Below are 19,499 nucleotides of genomic sequence, written 5' to 3' on the forward strand. Positions count from 1 at the left end.
CTCATATCACTCACCTCACATTTGAGGGTGCATACCTCTAAAAAGCGTTTACCAATAATATTATAGATCATATTTCTGGTGTTTGTAGAACATTCATAGCCAAAGCGGTCATTTAGCTCATCAGTTTATGCCGATCATTTCCACTATTATGATTGACGGATTTAAAACCATCACACGCAGGCTGTTGTTTGGATAGTCTAAGGAGGTCTGGTTTGCTTCAGGAAACTCCTAGCGCCAGACACTGCCGGGGGAGTCGAAACTTCCCAGCACCTTGATATAGTTGGAACGTTCAAATGCAGCAGGATCAGTGGCATTGCCATGGCTGACACTTCCCTTGAGCTGAGTGACAGATGAATACTCCTTCTCCTCCATCCACTGCTCGATCCCCTTCAAGACCTCACCGAGATATTCAGGGCCATGATGCAGCAGTGCCGAGCACATATGTGTTACATCGGCTCCGGCCAGCAGCAGCTTGATGGCATCCTCTGATGTGTGAATGCCGCTGGTGGCGGCAAGCGTGAGATTGACGCGGCCGTAAAGCATGGCGATCCAGCGCATGGCTAGGCGTGACTCGACGGGCGTCGAAAGCTGAAGGCTGGGAATAACCTGCAGGGATTCCAGATCAATATCGGGCAGGTAATAGCGGTTAAAAAGCGACACACCATCAGCTCCTGCCTTTTCAAGTTTTTTGACAAAATTGCCGACCGAACTGAACTGTGGCGAAAGCTTCATGATAACCGGAATGCGGATATGCATCTTCAGTTCGATCAGTGTTTCGATGTACCGAGCTTCGACAATATCTGCCGACTGCTCCATATCAGCAGGCATGTAGTAAACATTCAGCTCCAGCGCATCGGCCCCTGTTTCCTGCAACTGTCTGGCATGGGAGATCCAGCCGCTGGGGGTAGTTCCGTTCAAGCTGGCAATCACGGGAATCTCAAGCGAACGCTTCAACCCCTCCAGCTGCTCCAGATAGGACTCCAGATGCGTTTTGTAACTATCCCCAGATGGCAGGTAACTGGCCGCCTCGAAGTGGCCGATATCCTGATGATGCATCAGATGATCAAGCCGCTCCTCATCCGCATTCACCTCCTCCTCAAACAGCGAATTCATCACGATCGCTGCAGCACCGGCATCTTCTAGTCGTTTGGCAGCACTGAGGTCTTTCGCAAAGGGAGAAGCTGAAGGTACGAGAGGGTTTTTCAGCTTCATGCCAAGGTATTCTGTAGAGAGATCAATCATGACTTTTCTCCTTCGTTCTCTGCGTCATATGAGAGGCTAGCCAGCTGCTCGTAGTGATGGAATCGCTCCATTACTCCCTCCTGTGCCCTCTGCATCAGCGCTTCGGCTGCTTCCGGGTGGGTGCGCCATAGCATTGAGAAACGCGCCTCAGTCTGTGCGAACTCTTTGTATGGAATGCTCGGTCTCTTCGAATCGAGCTGCAGCGGATTCTTACCCTCTGCGATACGTCGTGGGTCAAAGCGAAGCAGGTTCATGTGGCCGCTATTCACCACCAGTTCCTGCTGCCGCAGGTTGTGTGATAGATCGACACCATGGGCAATGCAGGGACTGTAGGCGATAATCAGTGACGGGCCATCATAACTCTCTGCCTCAATAAATGTTTTCAGCGTCTGCAGATCCTTGGCTCCGAAGGCGACATGGCCGACATAAACATGTTCGTAAGCCATGGCGATCATCGAGAGGTCCTTCTTGGCGACTGCTTTACCTCCGGCGGCAAACTTGGCTACCGCGCCGATCGGCGTGGACTTGGACATTTGACCACCGGTATTGGAATAGACCTCGGTATCAAGCACGAGAATATTCACGTTGCGGCCACTGGCCATGACGTGATCCAGTCCGCCAAAGCCGATATCATAAGCCCAGCCGTCACCACCAATCGTCCAGACACTCTTCTTCACAAGGTAGTCGGCCACCGATTCAAGGTTACGGGCAGTCTCGCCCTCAATTTCCACAAGCTGCTCTTTCAGCAGCTCAACACGGCAGCGCTGCTCATAAATGCCTGGTTCGTCACTCTGGTCGGCCCGCCTGATCGCATCGACCAGCTCTCCGTCGAGATTCAGCCCTGACTCCTGCAGCAGTTGCAGGGCAAAATCACGATGGGCATCAATCGCCAGCCGGAAACCGAGCCCGAACTCGGCATTGTCCTCAAACAGGGAGTTGGACCATGCAGGCCCCCTGCCCTCAGTATTGGTTGTATACGGAGTGGTTGGCAGGTTGCCGCCATAGATCGATGAACAGCCTGTGGCATTAGCAATCACCATACGGTCACCAAAGAGCTGGGTGGCCAGCTTGATGTATGGCGTCTCGCCACAGCCCACACAGGCACCGGAGAACTCAAACAGCGGTTGCGCCAGCATCGCCCCCTTCATGCCGTTCCAGCGTATCTGCTGGCGGTCGTATTCAGGCAGGCCAAGGAAGAAGTCCCAGTTTTTCCGCTCCTGCTCACTAATCGCTGGCTGGGGGGCCATGTTCAGCGCCTTGCGGCTGACATTGCTCTTATCCTTCACCGGGCAAACCTCTACACAGAGACCACAACCGGTGCAGTCTTCAGGGGCAACCTGATAGGAGATACGACTGCCCGGTTCAAATTCGCGTCCTTTGACCGCCACATGTTTGAAGCTCTCCGGTGCATCTGCTGTCGCCTCTTCACTGAACACCTTGGAGCGAATCGCTGCATGCGGACAGACAAACGGGCATTTGCCGCAATGAATACAAATATCCTCATCCCAAACTGGAATTTCCAGCGCAAGGTTACGCTTCTCGTAGGCGGCAGTACCCAGCGGCCAAGTGCCATCGTTCGGCATAAAGCTGACTGGGATAGCATCACCACGTCCGGCAATAATTTCACCGGTGATGTTTTTGACGAATTCGGGAACATTGCTTGCAACCGGCGGGCGCATGACCGATTCACTGGTAACCTTGGATGGCACTTCAACCCTGTGCAGGTGCTCAAGAGAGGCATCAATAGCGGCAAAGTTGCGCTCGACAATCTTCGCCCCCTTGCGACCGTAGGTTTTCTCGACAGCCTCTTTTATCTTGGCAATCGCCTCATCCTTCTCAAGAACACCTGAGATGGCGAAGAAACAGGTCTGCATCACAGTATTGATACGACGCCCCATGCCGGACGCCGAGGCCACTTTATATGCATCAATGACATAAAATTTCAGCTTCTTTTCGATAATCTGCTGCTGCATCTTCTCCGTCAAATCATGCCATACAGCATCTGCAGCATGCGGTGAGTTCAGCAGGAACACCGCGCCTTCTGCAGCGTGGACCAGCATATCGTAGCGCTGAAGGAATACAGGCTGGTGGCAGGCGATAAAGTGAGCCTCATTGTTACCAATCAGATAGGTGGAACGGATCGGATCGGGGCCGAAACGCAGATGGGATACCGTCACCGCCCCCGCCTTCTTCGAGTCGTAAACGAAAAATCCCTGCGCATGCAGATCGGTACCCTCGCCGATCATCTTGATTGAGTTCTTGTTAGCTGAAACCGTCCCGTCAGAGCCTAGGCCATAGAACATGCAACGGGTGACATTGGCATTGGCATCAAGCGATATCTCGGTCCACTCAAGGCTGGAGTGCGTAAGGTCGTCATGAATGCCGATGGTAAAATGATTCTTCGGCGTATCCTTAGCCGTCTGATCGAACACAGCTTTAATCATGCCCGGCGTAAACTCTTTGGAGGAGAGGCCGTAGCGGCCACCAATCACCCGCGGCATGCCAGTGAAGCGCTCTCCGCCACTACCGACATATTCGGCCAATGCGGTCACGACATCCTTATACAGCGGCTCGCCATCTGCTCCCGGCTCCTTGGTGCGGTCCAGCACGGCAATCTTTTTCACGCTGGCAGGCATAGCATCAATCAGGTGGACAGCAGAGAGTGGACGGTAGAGACGGACCTTAAGCACGCCCACCTTTTCACCACGGGCTACCATATCTTCCACAGTTTCAATCGCCGCCTCGGCTCCCGATCCCATTAATACGATCAGTCGCTCTGCATCGGGTGCCCCGTGATACTCAAAAAGCTGATACTGCCTGCCAGTCAGTGAGGCAAACTGATCGAAACACTCCTGAACAATGGACGGCATCGCATCATAATAGGGGTTCACCGATTCGCGCCCCTGAAAATAGACATCGGGATTCTGGCTACTGCCTCGCAACACAGGTGCATCGGGGGTCAAAGCCCGTTGGCGATGCGCCCGAACCAGCGCATCGGGAAGCATGGCCCGCAATATTTCATCCGACGGTACATGGACCTCATTCACCTCGTGCGAGGTACGGAAGCCATCAAAAAAGTGAACCATAGGAATGCGTGATTTCAGTGTCACCGACTGGGCGATCAGGGCAAAATCCATCACCTCCTGTACCGAGTTGGAGGAGAGCATGGCAAAACCGGTCTGGCGCACGGCCATAACATCGGAGTGGTCACCAAAGATAGAAAGAGCCTGGGCGGCAAGGGAGCGTGCTGCCACATGAAACACTGCGCTGGTCAACTCACCGGCAATTTTGTACATGTTAGGAATCATCAGCAGAAGGCCCTGCGACGATGTGAAGGTGGTAGTCAGCGCGCCGCTCTGCAGGGAGCCGTGCACCGTGCCCGCAGCGCCTGCCTCGCTCTGCATCTCGATCACTTCGGGAACTGCCCCCCAGAGGTTTTTGCGCCCCTGATTGGACCAGGCATCGCTCATCTCACCCATGCCTGATGAGGGGGTGATCGGGTAGATGGCGATCACCTCATTAGTACGGTGAGCCATGTAGGCCGCAGCCTCGTTGCCCTCGATGGTCAGTTTATGCTTATCCGCCATACCCACCTCCTGAGACATACCAGACTCGAGTTTAACGGATATTAAGGATATTGCATGTGTCCATTGAAGTCATTGCTTCAACTGAGAGTCGAGACGCTATGAGGGATCAGGGTGTTACGGCGAGCTTCAGCAGGCTATAGCATCGCTATCTAGAAGCTTGCATCCGCTCTAGGTTTTTGCGCATGGCAGCCATGAAGTCTTCTGCCTCTTCTTTGGCCTCTTCGCTGTCTGTATCACGATCTACCCAGCGCATCACAGATTGATCAGGCTCTTTGAGAAACGGCGAAGGTGCACACTTTTCCTTCTGTCCAAAACGCTTGCGCACACGCGTATAACTGAGAGTCAGAAAATAGCGGGCTCGTGTCATCGCCACATACATCAGGCGACGCTCCTCCTCCATGCGATTTTCCTCCAGCGCGCTCTGGTGGGGAAACATGCCATCCTCCACGCCAACCACATAGACATTATCGAACTCGAGTCCTTTGGAGCCATGTACCGTCATCAGGCGCACCTGCCCGGAGGGATCGTCATCCTTTTTATCAGCCATCAGGAAAATATCCTGCAAAAAGCTGGCAAGGTCACCACCCTTCTCTGCATGCATGATCCACCAGCGACGCAACTCCATGAGGTTACCCATGCGCATCTCTGCCTTCTCCTCATCCTCAGCCTCGGCCCGAATCGCAGCCTCAAGGTGTGTCATATCAAGTGCCGCATCAAAGGCCTCATCAGCCTCCCCATGCTTGAACTGGAACTCCAGTGCCACAATCAGATCACCGAACTCATGTAGGCTATGCGCTCTTTTATGCTCAAGTTCCTCGTGCAGACAGGCAGAAAGCAGGGATATGCCATGTGCCATAGCAAACAGTCCCAGCTCACCGAGTGCCACATCACCAATGCCGCGACGAGGCCTGGCAATGGCACGCATGAAGGCAAGGTCATCATCGAAATTGGCGATCAGCCGCAGGTAAGCGAGAAGGTCCTGAATCTCAGCGCGATCAAAAAATGAGAGGCCGCCGGTAATATGGTAGGGGATTTTCTCCCTGCGCATCGCCAACTCGATTTCACGCGCCTGGTAGGAGGCACGATAGAGTACGCAGAAGTGATCCCAGTTGCTGCCGGACTTGCCATCATCGGCAGCCATACGCCTGCCTTTGATATCCGAAGCTACCCGCTGCGCCTCCTCCTCCGGATTCGGAGACTCCCATACACGCACCGGCTTCCCCATTCCGAGGTTGGAGCGCAGGGTTTTACCGAGCCTCTCTGAATTTTTTGAAATCAGTGAATTAGATGCTTCAAGAATGGATCCTGTAGAGCGGTAGTTCTCCTCCAGCTTGATGACAGTAAGCGTCGGATAGTCGCGATCCAGCAGAAAGAGGTTTTTCACCTCCGCCCCTCTCCAGCCGTAGATCGATTGATCATCATCACCCACCACAGTCAGGTTACCCTTCTCAGGCACCAGCAGTCGCACCCACTCATACTGGACACGACTGGAGTCCTGATACTCATCAACAAGGAAATGGCGGGCACGTGAGCGCCACAAGGCTCGCACTTCATCATTCTCACCAAGCAGCGTAATCGGCAGTACAATCAGGTCATCGAAATCAACTGCATTCATCCGCTCCAGAAGCTGATCATAGCGTTCGCGAATGGCGGAAAGCTGGTTGTCATGGGCTTCAATCAACCCGTTTTTCAGTGATGAGAGGCGCGAAAGAAGCCTGTCCACCTGATCAGCATCAGCAGGCAGCTTCATATCGGAAAGTACCGATTTAAGTGCCGACTTCTGCTCGGCTCCGGCAAACACAGAGACATTGGCTCGACGATTCAACAGCTTGGCATGTTCACGCACAATCGCCAGCCCCAGAGCATGGAAGGTACAGATACGCAGCTTATCGGCTTTTTTACCCAAACGCATCTGCAGGCGCTCGCGCATCTCTTTTGCCGCCTTATTGGTAAAGGTCACGGCAGTAATCGCATCTTCCGGCACATCGCGTTCAACGAGCGTGGCTATACGCTCGGTAATCACACGTGTTTTTCCTGAGCCGGCACCGGCCAGAACCAGCAGTGGCCCGCCACGGTGATGCACGGCACGATACTGTTCTTCATTAAGCTGATTACTAGACATAGGTGGCGCAGCATAAGGGGGAGCAGGCACTTCGCAAGTGCAAGTTCCATCATTGGGGATTAGTCTTTTCAGGTCTTGGGAGGGATTGCTTTTTGAATAACGATTTTCCGCATCATGTGTTCCGCGAATATGATATTCGAGGCATAGCAGGAACCGACATCACCGAGGATTTGGCCTACCGGCTTGGCAAAGCCTATGCGGCCATGCTGCCTGCAGGCGAGTCCAGAGCTGTCATTGTCGGCCGCGATGTTCGCCTCTCAGGAATGGCCCTACAGTCAGCCCTGATCAAAGGCCTGACTGACGCGGGGGTCAATGTAATCGATATCGGCATTGTCCCCACTCCGCTTGCCTATTTTGCAGTTTATAAATTCGATGCCGCTGGAAGCGTTCAGGTGACAGCAAGCCACAACCCGGGTGAATATAACGGTTTCAAGATGATGATCGGAAAATCGAGCCTGTACGGCGATGACATTCAACAGATCAAGAAACTGATACAGACGGAGTTTCCTGATGCCGATATACTCGGTAACTGCAGACAGAGCTGCATCATCGACTACTATACTGACTTTGTTGTAAGCGACTGCCCATTAGCCTATCCGCTCAAGGTGGTGATCGACGCAGGCAACGGTCCTTCGGGCATCATAGCAGCCCCGCTCTACCGACAACTGGGCTGCGAGGTGGTCGAACTCTACTGCGAACCGGATGGAACCTTTCCCAACCACCATCCCGACCCGACCATTGAAGCAAATATGGTTGACCTTGCTGAGGCCGTTAGTCGGGAAAAAGCCGATCTCGGCATCGCCTTCGATGGTGATGGCGACCGCATCGGTATCGTCGATGCCAATGGTGAAATGGTCTGGAGTGACATGCTGCTGTTACTGCTGTCGAGGCACCTGCTGAAGACACACCCGGGCGCCACGATCATCTCCGAAGTTAAGTGTTCACAGCATATGTATGACGGCATTATCGAGGCCGGTGGCAAGCCTGTAATGTGGCGCACGGGCCACTCACCGATCAAAGCGAAAATGAAGGAGACCGGCGCACTTCTGGCAGGCGAGATGAGCGGACATATGTTTTTCGCTGACCGCTTCTTTGGTTTCGATGATGCGGCCTATGCCGGCGCACGCGTGATGCAGATGCTCACCGACTGCAAAGCAACCTTTGCCGAGCTCTTAACCGGCATTCCTGAATCGGTATCGACCCCCGAGCTGCGTATAGAGTGCAGTGATGAACGGAAATTCGCGCTGGTCGAAGAGGCAATCACCCACTTCAGGGCAAAGGGTTATGATATCATCGATATCGACGGCATGCGTATCCAGTTCGATGATGGCTGGGCTCTGCTGCGAGCATCCAACACCCAGCCTGCGCTAGTATTACGCTTTGAAGCCCCTGCTGAAGATCGACTGCAGGAGATGCGTGATCTCATCGAAAGCTGGCTTAAAAAGAACCGTTAAAAAACCACCTTCCCTATAAGATCTTACTGACGATACCCCCGCCCAGTAGCTCATCGCCAGAATAAAATGCGGCCACCTGACCGGGGGCGGTCGGCTTTTGCTGCTCTTTGAATTGCACATGGAGGCATTCACCCTCCTCGATTAACTCGCAGGCGGCGGGCTGCATCTGGTAACGCACCTTGGCGGTAACAGTTTCACCGGCATGCGGCTTGCGAATCCAGCTGATATCACCCACTTCAACCTCGCGAATCACCGCATCCTCAGGGTGTGCCACCACCACACGCGCTGTTATGCCATCCAGCCCAACCACATGCCACGGCCCGTTCGGCAGCCCTAAGCCTTTGCGCTGGCCCAGCGTGTAGTGGGCAATACCCTGATGGCGTCCCAGATTGTTGCCTAGGACGTCGACTATATCACCTTCGACAAAACCGGCTGATGCCCCTTCTCGCTTCAGGAATGCGATACGATCACCTGCCGGGATAAAACAGATGTCCTGACTCTCATGTTTCTCAGCCGTAGGTAGCTGATAATGGCGGGCAAGCTTGCGCGTATCGTCTTTCTCCAGCCCACCGACCGGAAAGAGGATACGGGCTGCCTGCTCACGATTCGTTGTTGCCAGGAAATAACTCTGATCCTTCTTGGCATCGTTACCCTTTAATAGGTGAATACCGCTCTGATCATCAAGCCGTTGTACATAGTGGCCGGTCGCCACATATTTAGCTTCCAGCTGGTCAGCAGCTTTCAGCAGCGCACCGAACTTCACGAATCGGTTGCAGCGCTCACAGGGATTGGGGGTGCGCCCGCTTTCGTAATCGGCCACAAACGGATCGATCACATCGCGACGGAACTCCTCGCGCATATCCATGGCATAAAATGGAATACCGACGCTATCTGCAACACGGCGGGCATCATAAGAGTCCTCAAGCGAGCAGCAGGAGCCATGACGGTTCACATCCTCACGCGAATAGTCCCATACATTGAGGAACACCCCGACCACATCCAACCCCGCCTCTTTGAGCAGTGCAGCCATCACCGAGCTATCCACTCCACCGCTCATCGCAGCAATCACCCGCACACCTTTAAGGTGCTTTAAGCCACTTACAACTTCGGCAATTATCTCTTCAACACTTCGATCCATGCCCGAAGCTTAACAGCCATTAGTGAATTGTCCTGCTGTTCAATATGAGAGGAAGTTTTGATTACATCGACTCATTTATTCTGTGGTAACCTGCCCAGCCCTTCACTTAGCAGCGCGTGATGCTTATGGCTTGAGCTGATGAGGCCGTGGCGGAGCAGGAAATCGATAATGACCAGATTGCAGTTGGGCTTAAACTCATCACTGTGGCGCACAATTTCAGCCACCTTTTCAATGGGCATCAGTTCAAAGCTACCAACTTCGCCATCGGTGCAATTTGGAATAAACGCTTCCGGCAGTAACAAGTCGTAACAGAAGATCGTATCGTTCCTCAGCCCTCGCTCCACCTCACAGCAATAGCTGATGGCTCCCACCGCTTTAGCGGCAGCCGCCAGTTGCTGCGGCATATCAGCTTCTTCCCTGCACTCCTTGGCCAGATTCTCAGATAATGATATAGCGTGCGGTAGGCCGCCTGCCACCAAATGATCCAGGCGATCCGGAAACGCTCTGCGGTCCGATGCCCTGCGGGCGATCCACATCATCAAACCATCGCCTGTTTGCACATAACCGTTGAGATGCTGACCGAAAGCGCGGATGCCGAATTGCGAAACAACAGCCCGGTCAATCTGAAGTGCGGCCGCTTTTCCAAACTCCGAGAGTACTGGAAACATTTCCCCTAGAAGGGGCCGAACCGCACCGGATTCTGCCAAACGCTCCAGCACAGCAGCCACTGCCTCAGAGCGCGATTCAAATCCCTTAAGTTCGGGGTTAAGCAACACCTGTCTGGATGAGGTGATAAAGCAGTCGGGAAAATCACCCAGTTGACTGGCGAAACGGTGGCGAATCCAGCCCATGCGAGTGCCATCAACTACAAACGGAAGAAAGTTTTCAGGATTCCAGCAGTTCAACGCCCGGATGTGATCAATATATGTCATGCATGGAAGTTTAAACCTCTGGTTATCAGAGACAACGGCGAATACCGTCAGCCAAAAGTGAACCCAGTCCAATTGCATTGGTCGGATGCAAGATGCTATCGGTACTCCATAGGTGATCAATACCGGTGGTGCGAATTAACGCTTCGGCATCACCGATAAAAAGCGCATGCGTGACAATCAGTGAAACTGAAGAAGGTCTTCCGGTCAGAACCGATTTGGCCGCAGCCACCATGGTTCGTCCGGTACTGGCCATATCATCTACAATCACAACATCTCGACCAGCCAGAGAGATACTCTCCGGCAACCGGATAGATACATTGCGATCACCAAACCGCTGCTTATCCCCAATAACGAAATCAAAACACCTGCCTTGGGCAATCGCTGAGACCCACTGCAGTGATTCGGCATCCGGACCAACTAATAACGGCTTATCGAAACGGTCGGCAATAAATTCGGCGATAGGCAGCGTTGCGGTCAGGCTAATAGCCTGCGAACAGCTTACAGCCTGCTCCAGCCGTTCAATCCGGTGCAGGTGCGGGTCTACTGTCACCACGGCATCGAACGCGCTTCCCAGTAACGTACCAATTGTCTGCTGACTCACCGCCTCACCAGGATGAAATGCCTTGTCCTGACGCATGTAACAGAGGTAAGGGGCAACCAGCGTAAGCTTGATGGCACCGTTATCACGTGCTGCCCCAGCGGCCAGAAGCAGTTCGATCAGCTTCTCGTTAGGATGATCTAGACTCAGACAGATGATGACATGTTGGGGCAGCTCCGCCGGCACAGACACCCTGCTCTCGCCGTCCGGAAACCTGTGCACCTCGATCTCACCGCTTGCCACTGCAAGCAATTCTGCCAGCTCACCTGCAAGGTTTCGGCTATCTGCAAAGCCAAGCACCACCATATTACTGCTCATAACGGCGGAAAGTAGCGTGGTGCAGGCGGATTATCGCCGATCCTGAAACCGATATCCTTTTTGGTCTGCTCTACCGCGAAATCGAAATCGGACGGGAACTCGGCGTAAATAAGATAAAGCACCTCACCAGCCTCAACCTTATCACCCATCTTCTTCAGCAGATCGACACCCGCCCCCTTATCCATCGGCGCCCCGGCCATGCGGGCAATCCGGGCCATTTGCAGGTTGTTGATCTCAACCACAAAACCCGACTCAGGCGCTACGACCTCCATGACCAAGGCACCCCGCACATACGGTTCTTCATTTACCCCCTGTGCACCAATAATCGCCTGCATCTTGGCCATGGCGCGGCCGGTTTCGAGAATGTCGCGGGCAATGGCATAACCTTGACCACCGCGCACATCCGGATCGAATTCAAGAATACGGCCGGCAAGCCGCAGCGACTTCTCGCGAAGGTCGGATGGTGCATCTGGATCATTTTCCAGCACCTTGATCACATCGCGTGCCTCAAGTGCCGGCCCAATCCCGCGACCGATTGGCTGTTCACCATTGGTAATCACCACCTCAAGATGTAGACCCAGACGATCGCCAACATACTCAAACAGTTTACGGAGGCGCAAAGCATCGTTCATCCGACGCACCTTGGCCGTAGGACCAACCGGGATATCTATTAATAGATGAGTGGCGCCTGCTGCCACCTTTTTGGAGAGGATCGAAGAGACCATCTGCCCGGGAGAATCAAGTGACAGCGGTCGCTCCACCGAAATCAGGATATCATCAGCTGGGGCAAGTTTTGCCCTCCCGCCCCATGCCAGACAACCACGTTCGCGGCGAACGATATCATGCAGATCTTTCAGATCGAGATCGACGCGAGCCAGCGTTTCCATCGTATCTGCCGTGCCGGACGGTGAGGTGATCGCCCGGCTTGAGGTCTTGGGGATCAGCATGCCGTGGGCGGCTACAATCGGCACAACCAGCATCGTCGTGCGGTTACCCGGAATACCGCCAATACAGTGTTTATCGGCTACCAGCGGTTCTCCCCAGTCCAGCTTTTCACCGGTTTCAACCATCGCCTCGGTAAGATAGAGCAACTCCTCACGCTCCATGCCGCTCTCACTGCAGGCGACCAGAAATGCGGACATCTCCATACGTGAATAGCGATTACCAACCACATCTTTGATAATGGAGAGGTAATCAGAGGCATGGAGGCACTCACCGGCAATCTTTCGGTGAACTGCATCCAGCGACTCAGGCGGAGTGGCATGGGCAATACAGACCATATTGCCATCTTTCAGACCAAGCTGTTCGAATGCCTGTTCACTTAAACCCAGCTCATCAATCGCCATAATCCCGCCATCGTTAACGACATTGAGAACCGCCAGCACCTGCTGATGATTTTTCACACTGTTGACCTCAACCTTGGCCAGCGCCTGAAACCCCTCGGTATGGTAAACAGGACAGTCGCGATGCAGATAGGCGACATTCTCCTTGAATGTGTCGATACCGATGCGGCGAAGTTTTAGATGAATGCCGGGCCTGTTCATATCGCTCCTCCAGAGAGACGGAATTGCAACACCCTCTTACTGTATTTATAGCCGTAATAGCCCGAAAAGTCGATACAGGACTACAGGTTCCTATCATCCTGCGCGACTTCAAGAAGTATGCCGCTGGGGTCCTTGATAAAGAAATATTTGATACCGGTTTTGCCCTGCACAAGCTCGATACCCTCAGCAAGACCATGCTCCTGCAGAGCTGCTCTGGCAGCCTGGATATCGGCGACTTTGATGCCAAAATGCTTGATACCGATTCTGGGCAGGTCGGTGGCCAACTGCTGTGATGACTCTGGCGCTGCAACAGCATTCTCAAAACAGAACAACTCCAAAAGCGTCTGCCCCTGCTTGAGATGCACGATGGAAAGCATTTTATCGGCCGCCTGCCAGCGGAACACAGGCTCAAACTCGAACAGGCTGTAGAACTCAACCGAGCTCTCAATATCCCGAACACTTAATGCGACGTGATGAAAGCTGAACACATCAATCCTCCTCAGTTGCAAAAGAGATATTCATCAGCCCGCGAAGGTTGCCATCAGGCATCGGTTCAAACCCCTGAATGCGTGCTCCGGAAACGGCAATCACTGGATCATACCAGAGCGGAATATAGACCATATCCTTCAGCATCTGCTGCTGAACCCTGGCATAGAGTGCCTTACGTTCTGACTGGCTCTCTCCGGCAGCGGCAGCTTCTAGCCAGCCGTCCACTTCCGGATTGCTGTAGCGGCCACGGTTTGCCCCCTTCGGTGGCCACATCTCTGTGTGCAGAATCCAGCGATAGATATCTGGATCGGCGATTCCTACCCAGGAAAGAGAAAAAACCTGGAAATCGCCGCGCTTAATACGCGCATAAAACCCGCCCCACTCCAGCGACTCAATCGAAACCTTTATGCCCGCCATCTCCCACATCCCGGCAATTGCTGTTGCCAGCCGCAGTCGGGTCGGATCTGTGCTGGTACGATAGTTCAACGTGAAGCGAATACCGTTTTCACCCCGCGGAAATCCCGCTGCATCAAGAAGTCGCTCCGCTTCATTCAGGTTAAAAGCAACTGCAGGCAGCTGACTGGAAGCCCAATGGCTCGTAGTCAGCACGGTTTCAGCAAGCACGGGAAGATCGGAGAATAGTGCTGACTTGAGTTTTTCCCGATCCAGCGCCAGCGCCAGCGCTCTACGAACCCGAACATCATCCAGCATTTTATCCTGCAGATTCAAGCCGATATAGGCGAATGTGGTGGAGGGACGTGTTTGAACCGTCAGCTGTTTTTGATCCCGGATATAGGGCAGCAGGTGCGGAGGAAGATCATTCTGCACAAAATCGAGTTCGCCGCGTGTCAGTTTCAGCACCCGCGTTACCGGATCCTTCACGCTGCTGAAGCGAATCCTAGCCACAGATTCCGCTTCTTCCCTGCGCTCAAGCGTAATACCGTTTTCGTTCCAGAGAGCCAGCTTGTAGGCGCCGCAGCCGTTGGTCTGATGGGCATTGTGAGGCGCGCCTGCAATTGATGCAGGAAGAATGCCGAGATTCAGGCGTGAAAGCAGTGATGCATCAGCTCTGGAAAGGTGAATCGACAGGCTATAATCGTCATCCACATCAATATGATCGATAGCAGCAAAACCCGCTTTGAGCGGACTGACCAGTGCAGGGTTGATCACCGCACGCAGCGTTGCCGCCACATCCCCAGCAGTCACCTGACTCCCATCACTGAAGGTCACGCCTTGCCTGAGCCTGAATCGCCACAGCAGAGGCCTGGGATGTTCCCAGCTCTCTGCCAGATCGCCCTCGACATTGAACGATGCATCGAGCTTCAACAGACCGCGATGCAGAAAATCCTGCACGCGTACCGAGGCGGCATCGGTAGCAAAGCGGGGGTCGATCGTAATCGGCATCTGCGCCAGCCCCACACGCAACAGATCGCGATCTGCATCAGCTGACTGGCATCCAGCCAGAATCAACATGCAACAAAACAACTTGAGAAAATTTATTTTCATCACAACAGAGAATGCTTCAATTCTGTGTTATGGCAAGCAGAGTTAGCTGCGCTGCCACAGGCTCATTGCTTCCACATGCCCCGCTCCCGGAAACAGATCCAGCGCCCGAAGCGCTTTCAGGCGATAGCCATGCTCCTTGAGCAAAGCTCCATCACGGGAACCTGCCGCCGCATCACATGAGATCATGATAATTTTATCCGGAAGCAACCGGGACATCTGGCTGCATATCCGTTTTGCCCCGCGCCTTGGCGGATCGAGGATTAGCAGGTCTGCCCCGATATAGGGCTCCAGATCAAAGACTTCGAAGAGGTTGGCTACTGCAAATGTGGATGTAATCCCAATCGCTTTCGCATTGGCCGTTGCTGCCCTTACACTGGCTGCATTCAACTCAGCACCAATTACCTCCGCGCCAGTAGCAGCAGCAAGTGGCAATGAAAGGTTGCCGATTCCGCAAAAAAGATCGGCGATACGCCGAACCTTACCGGCCCACTGTTGAATCTGTGCAATCAATTCGCGGTTACCCTCCATCTGCCCCTGCACAAAGCCATCCGGACCTACTGTAAGCGCCACATCACAATCTCCTGCGGGAAGAAGATCGTGAAAGTTTTCGACAGGCTTTTGCATTGGACGGGTAATCCCGTTGCTGTCGCGCCACCACCACTGCAGTGGCATTGATTCAATATTTGTAGCTTCCATTTCCGCAGTGGGCTTGCACTCCGTCTCCAGTATCACATGTACGCCGTCGGAAAGGTGTACAGCCTGAACTGACCCGATGCCGTTAAGGCTTACATTTTTTTCGATCAGGGTTCGCAGTGCATTCAGTTCAGGTGTCAGAACCATACATTCACGGTGCCGAACCGGCTGGTGACTGGCCTGCGCATAAAAGCCAAGGAAGAGTCCTTTCCGATCACTTCCGACAAACCAGCGCACCCGCCGCCGACAGTGATCGGCATGAAACTGTACGGGCATCCACTCGGTTCCAGCATCGACCAACGGTTCAAATGCAGCTTTTACCCACCCCGACTTCAGTTCGGACTGAGCTTGTCCTGATATAGACTGCAGCGCGCATCCACCACATGCATTACCAACCGGACAAGGTGGTTCAATTCGCGTTTTGGAGGGTTCAATCACCTCGACTATTTCCCCACGAAAAACGCCGCGCCGTTTCGCAGAGATATGAACTGCCAGCAGATCACCGGGCACAGCATTGGCCACCAACACTGTAGTACCATTCACGTTAACGGCAGCTTCACCGCCTGGAAGGATCGGGCCAACGATGCCCTCTACGGTATGACCGATCATTTCAGCAAATGATCCAGATGATCGAACTGCTTCAGATAATCGGGGCGCTCGCCCTGCAAGCCTTTCGACTGGATAAGAAGCTTGAACACCTCCCCCATGCCGAAGGGCATCAACACCCGCTTGGCGTGGGCCATCAGGTGCATGCTCATAGCATCGTTCTGCACTGCCAGCGACTGCACAAATGAATGTACCGAAGGTGACTGCGCCAGCCAGCCACCCTGCGACATCCAGAGTAGTGGCGAAAGCCCGACCCTGTTTCCGGCCTGAACCAGCGCTGTAAAATCAACATGGGCGGTAATATCGCGACTGCCGGGATCGCTGAGAACATCTTCGCTGGTCTTTTGACCGATATGGGCCATGAGCGAGCCCTCTACCCTGCCTTCGCGGTAATACTCCTGCTGCGAATAGCCGTAATCAACGGTAAACACAAAACCGCGTCCTACGATATTCGAGAGCTGTTGCTGCCACGGCTCCAGTCCCGGATTCCATTCGCTGACATAGCCATCTTGCCACCGGTTAACCAATTCAGGTGCTATCTCCGGCCCGCGTTCAACCGCGGCTTCACCATCTTTCCACTCAAACCGATCGCCGGAGAGTGCAACACCGCGCTCAAAGAACTGACCATCCCGATGGCGGAAACAGCGAACCGGAAATGCATCGGGCAGTTCATTACTGAAAATGATGATATTTTCCCGGGGCGACAGCTCATCAAGTGATGCAACAACCTTGACCTCAAAACCACGCTCGGCAAACAGTGCCGCCTGCCGCTCTCGCAGCTGCTCACTGTGCTCAACTGAAATCACGGCAGTCGGAGCCTGCATCGAAAACTGGGAGATCAGATCTAGGGTAGAGGCCAGCAGCTTACCGGAGCCGGACCCCTGCTCCAGCAGTGTCCATTCACCAGGTTCATCCAACTCCTTCCACGCCCAGAACAGCAGATCTGCAAAGCCGAGTGAAAGCCAGGGACCCAGTTCGGGGGCTGTAACGAAATCCCCTTTTTCTCCAAATACTGTTTTCGACTCGTAATAACCGAGGCCCGGTTCGTATAGTGCTGCCTGCATAAATCGGTCAAAAGAGAGGAAACCGCCTGCCTCTTCGATTGATCTGCGGATGACCTTCTCAAGCTGTTGATGATCGGACATGGTTGACGCTCTTACCCCCCAGGACTAACGTTTCGTGCATTCCAAATCAAAGAGGAAAGCAAATGTCTTCAGATTTAATTATTCATGTCAGCGACGAAAGTTTTGATGCCGATGTTCTAAAAGCAACTGGCCCTGTCGTCGTAGACTTCTGGGCTCCATGGTGCGGCCCGTGCAAACAGATTGCCCCGATTCTGGACGAAGTTGCAGGCGAGAAGCAAGGCCAGGTGACTATTGCCAAGATCAACATCGATGATAACCCGAACACTCCTGGGAAATATGGCGTTCGTGGCATCCCTACCCTGATGTTGTTTCGTGATGGCAACGTACAGGGAACCAAGGTTGGTGCAGTGAACAAGGCCAAGCTGACCGAGTTCATCGACGAACATCTGGACTGATTCACATATATCAATTGAAAAAGGCAGGGGATAACCCTGCCTTTTTTCGTTTAATACACTTCTACAATTTACCGAACATCTATACGTAGATAAAACTAACGTTTATTTGCGACCATTCATCCAGAATTCATTTACCAGAATCTGGATGCAGATGGATCTGGTGACTCATCGTTCACAACGTCATCTGCGACCGACTCAGTCGTCTCAACCTCAGGCACTTCTCCCTCAGGCGTGTCACTCCGCTTCTCCAGCTTACGCAGACGCTTCTCTTCATTTTTCTTCTGCTTGGCGATCTCTTTCTGACGTTTCTCATATTTAAAATTCGGTCTAGCCAACTAGGCACCTCCAATCACTTCAAGTGTCCGGCCAATGCAAGCGGGATCTCCGCTGCTGGTGCCATTGAAACCGACAAACGCCAACTCTGCCAATCTTTCACGCTGCCGTCCCGATAATAGTCACCTAAGCGTAGTCGAAGCCTTTTGAATCCAGATTAAGCAAGGTCGAAACTCACCCTCTAAGTTTCACCTTACCTAGTATATTTCATGGAATTGAACTATAACAACAATGCATGCATGTACCTTCGCAAGGAGGCTGAAGGATGAAAGATCTAAATTCCTTTTGTAACCATAGGCTTACCTCCTCTCTCCATTCTAACGAACAAGGTGTGAGTACCGTTGAGTATGCGATTATTATTTCCTCACTCTCAATTGCCGCCACCATAATTCTCGTGTTCCTCGGAGCCCAGATTGAGGGTAGTTTCAATAATTTAGCAGACACCTTTGGAAGCGCTATGGATGCTGGAGGAGACTCTGGAAGAGACGGAGGGGGCAAGGACGGTGGCGGGAGCAAGGATCATTAGTTTAGTTCCAGCTTATTTATAAATGCATAATTTTTAATTATACATTGTGGTTAACAATAGTCATTCATATTGCATAGAGACGCATCCTGCGTAAGCCTGCAGGCACATGAATACTCCCCTGCACATAGTTCTTGTAGAACCAGAGATTCCACCGAACACTGGCAACATCGCGAGACTGTGTGGCTGCACTGGTTGCACTCTGCATCTGGTACACCCACTCGGATTTGATGTGGATGAGAAAGCAGTGCGCCGAGCCGGGCTCGATTACTGGCAACATCTGGATGTCCATCACCATCAAAACTGGCAGGAGGCACGTCAGTTTATCGGTGAAAACCGTAACTGGTACGGACTCAGCTCTAAAGTCAAAACAAGCTTCTGGGACGTTCAATACAGCCCCGGAGACGTACTGGTTTTTGGCCCGGAAACAAGAGGGCTAAGCGAAGAGATTTTAAATGACATCAATCCAGTCACTATCCCGATGCGGGATGATGCAGCAGTGCGCTCTCTCAATTTATCTAACGCCTGCTCGATTGCTCTGTTTGAGGCACTAAGGCAGCTAAAAACAGCGCAATAACAATGAACTATCCACTGCTGGAATGCCTCCATTAAGACTTTTTTATAATTACTTCAACAACTTAAATTCCACTTTATCTAATGATATGTAAATTATTAAAAATAAAGTCTTTTATTATATGCCTAATAATTAGGCGGAACATCGACAGTGTAAGTAAAGGCATACCAACTATAAAAGAGCGTCATTTTATCCACCAAGTTATCCACAGGATCTGTGGATTGTGCGCGCAAACCCTTTTGTACCAAGGAGCACAGCGAAACAGAGTTGCGAATGAAAACAAGCAGGCTATTTACTGAC

17 protein-coding genes are annotated in these 19,499 nt (G+C 52.8%); 4 read left to right on the forward strand and 13 right to left on the reverse strand.

The window, feature by feature from the left end:
- Positions 1-228: 228 nt before the first annotated feature.
- From Ga0123461_RS07725 to Ga0123461_RS07735, 3 genes are all read right to left on the reverse strand, one after another.
- The gene (locus Ga0123461_RS07725) at positions 229-1,242 is read right to left on the reverse strand and encodes a dihydroorotate dehydrogenase-like protein (protein ID WP_100277802.1); all 1,014 of its coding nucleotides are present in this window, start codon (positions 1,240-1,242) and stop codon (positions 229-231) included.
- A complete protein-coding gene (gene nifJ, locus Ga0123461_RS07730) occupies positions 1,239-4,829 on the reverse strand; it encodes a pyruvate:ferredoxin (flavodoxin) oxidoreductase (protein ID WP_100277803.1) in 3,591 nt (1,196 codons plus the stop codon). Before nifJ ends, Ga0123461_RS07725 begins: the two co-directional genes overlap by 4 nt.
- Before the next feature lie 145 nt (positions 4,830-4,974).
- Positions 4,975-6,951 carry an ATP-dependent helicase gene (locus Ga0123461_RS07735; protein ID WP_100277804.1) on the reverse strand — a complete coding sequence of 659 codons (1,977 nt, stop codon included), beginning with the start codon at positions 6,949-6,951 and terminating at the stop codon, positions 4,975-4,977.
- 92 nt (positions 6,952-7,043) lie between these two features.
- Between Ga0123461_RS07735 and Ga0123461_RS07740 the strand changes: the two genes are divergently transcribed.
- Positions 7,044-8,405, forward strand: a complete 1,362-nt coding sequence (locus Ga0123461_RS07740; protein ID WP_100277805.1) for a phosphomannomutase/phosphoglucomutase — start codon at positions 7,044-7,046, stop codon at positions 8,403-8,405.
- Between the two features lie 13 nt (positions 8,406-8,418).
- Here Ga0123461_RS07740 and mnmA read toward each other — a convergent pair whose 3' ends face one another.
- From mnmA to Ga0123461_RS07780, 8 genes are all read right to left on the reverse strand, one after another.
- The gene (gene mnmA, locus Ga0123461_RS07745; RefSeq protein WP_100277806.1) at positions 8,419-9,543 is read right to left on the reverse strand and encodes a tRNA 2-thiouridine(34) synthase MnmA; all 1,125 of its coding nucleotides are present in this window, start codon (positions 9,541-9,543) and stop codon (positions 8,419-8,421) included.
- Positions 9,544-9,614: 71 nt separating this feature from the next.
- Entirely contained in the window at positions 9,615-10,475 is an 861-nt protein-coding gene (locus Ga0123461_RS07750; RefSeq protein ID WP_100277807.1) for a DUF4743 domain-containing protein, read from the reverse strand.
- 25 nt (positions 10,476-10,500) lie between these two features.
- Complete coding sequence (locus Ga0123461_RS07755) at positions 10,501-11,391, reverse strand: ribose-phosphate diphosphokinase (protein WP_100277808.1); 891 nt, start codon at positions 11,389-11,391, stop codon at positions 10,501-10,503.
- Complete coding sequence (locus Ga0123461_RS07760) at positions 11,388-12,935, reverse strand: thymidine phosphorylase family protein (protein ID WP_100277809.1); 1,548 nt, start codon at positions 12,933-12,935, stop codon at positions 11,388-11,390. The genes Ga0123461_RS07755 and Ga0123461_RS07760 overlap by 4 nt, the downstream gene beginning before the upstream one ends.
- Positions 12,936-13,015: 80 nt before the next feature.
- Entirely contained in the window at positions 13,016-13,423 is a 408-nt protein-coding gene (locus Ga0123461_RS07765) for a VOC family protein (protein ID WP_157819282.1), read from the reverse strand.
- 1 nt (position 13,424) lies between these two features.
- Positions 13,425-14,897, reverse strand: coding sequence for an ABC transporter substrate-binding protein (locus tag Ga0123461_RS07770; protein WP_232710092.1), 1,473 nt, complete (start codon positions 14,895-14,897; stop codon positions 13,425-13,427).
- Positions 14,898-14,972: 75 nt separating this feature from the next.
- Entirely contained in the window at positions 14,973-16,232 is a 1,260-nt protein-coding gene (locus tag Ga0123461_RS07775; protein ID WP_100277812.1) for a class I SAM-dependent RNA methyltransferase, read from the reverse strand.
- Positions 16,229-17,374 (reverse strand): class I SAM-dependent methyltransferase, encoded by a 1,146-nt coding sequence (locus tag Ga0123461_RS07780; protein WP_100277813.1) that lies wholly within the window; start codon positions 17,372-17,374, stop codon positions 16,229-16,231. The genes Ga0123461_RS07775 and Ga0123461_RS07780 overlap by 4 nt, the downstream gene beginning before the upstream one ends.
- 62 nt (positions 17,375-17,436) lie before the next feature.
- Between Ga0123461_RS07780 and trxA the strand changes: the two genes are divergently transcribed.
- Complete coding sequence (gene trxA, locus Ga0123461_RS07785) at positions 17,437-17,769, forward strand: thioredoxin TrxA (protein WP_100277814.1); 333 nt, start codon at positions 17,437-17,439, stop codon at positions 17,767-17,769.
- Between the two features lie 131 nt (positions 17,770-17,900).
- Here trxA and Ga0123461_RS07790 read toward each other — a convergent pair whose 3' ends face one another.
- Positions 17,901-18,104 (reverse strand): hypothetical protein, encoded by a 204-nt coding sequence (locus tag Ga0123461_RS07790; RefSeq protein WP_100277815.1) that lies wholly within the window; start codon positions 18,102-18,104, stop codon positions 17,901-17,903.
- A 263-nt stretch (positions 18,105-18,367) separates the two neighbouring features.
- On the opposite strand from Ga0123461_RS07790, the gene Ga0123461_RS07795 reads away from it, so the two are divergent.
- Positions 18,368-18,628, forward strand: a complete 261-nt coding sequence (locus tag Ga0123461_RS07795; protein ID WP_100277816.1) for a Flp family type IVb pilin — start codon at positions 18,368-18,370, stop codon at positions 18,626-18,628.
- A 64-nt stretch (positions 18,629-18,692) separates the two neighbouring features.
- Here the strand turns inward: Ga0123461_RS07795 and Ga0123461_RS12580 are convergent, their stop codons facing one another.
- Positions 18,693-18,833: a hypothetical protein gene (locus Ga0123461_RS12580; RefSeq protein ID WP_232710463.1), complete on the reverse strand. Its 141-nt coding sequence runs from the start codon at positions 18,831-18,833 to the stop codon at positions 18,693-18,695.
- Here Ga0123461_RS12580 and Ga0123461_RS07800 point away from each other — a divergent pair.
- The gene (locus Ga0123461_RS07800) at positions 18,804-19,202 is read left to right on the forward strand and encodes a tRNA (cytidine(34)-2'-O)-methyltransferase (protein ID WP_232710432.1); all 399 of its coding nucleotides are present in this window, start codon (positions 18,804-18,806) and stop codon (positions 19,200-19,202) included. The two genes, Ga0123461_RS12580 and Ga0123461_RS07800, sit on opposite strands and share 30 nt — an antisense overlap.
- Positions 19,203-19,499 lie beyond the last annotated feature (297 nt).

This window comes from Mariprofundus aestuarium (assembly GCF_002795805.1).
In the GTDB taxonomy this organism is placed as follows: Bacteria; Pseudomonadota; Zetaproteobacteria; order Mariprofundales; family Mariprofundaceae; genus Mariprofundus; species Mariprofundus aestuarium.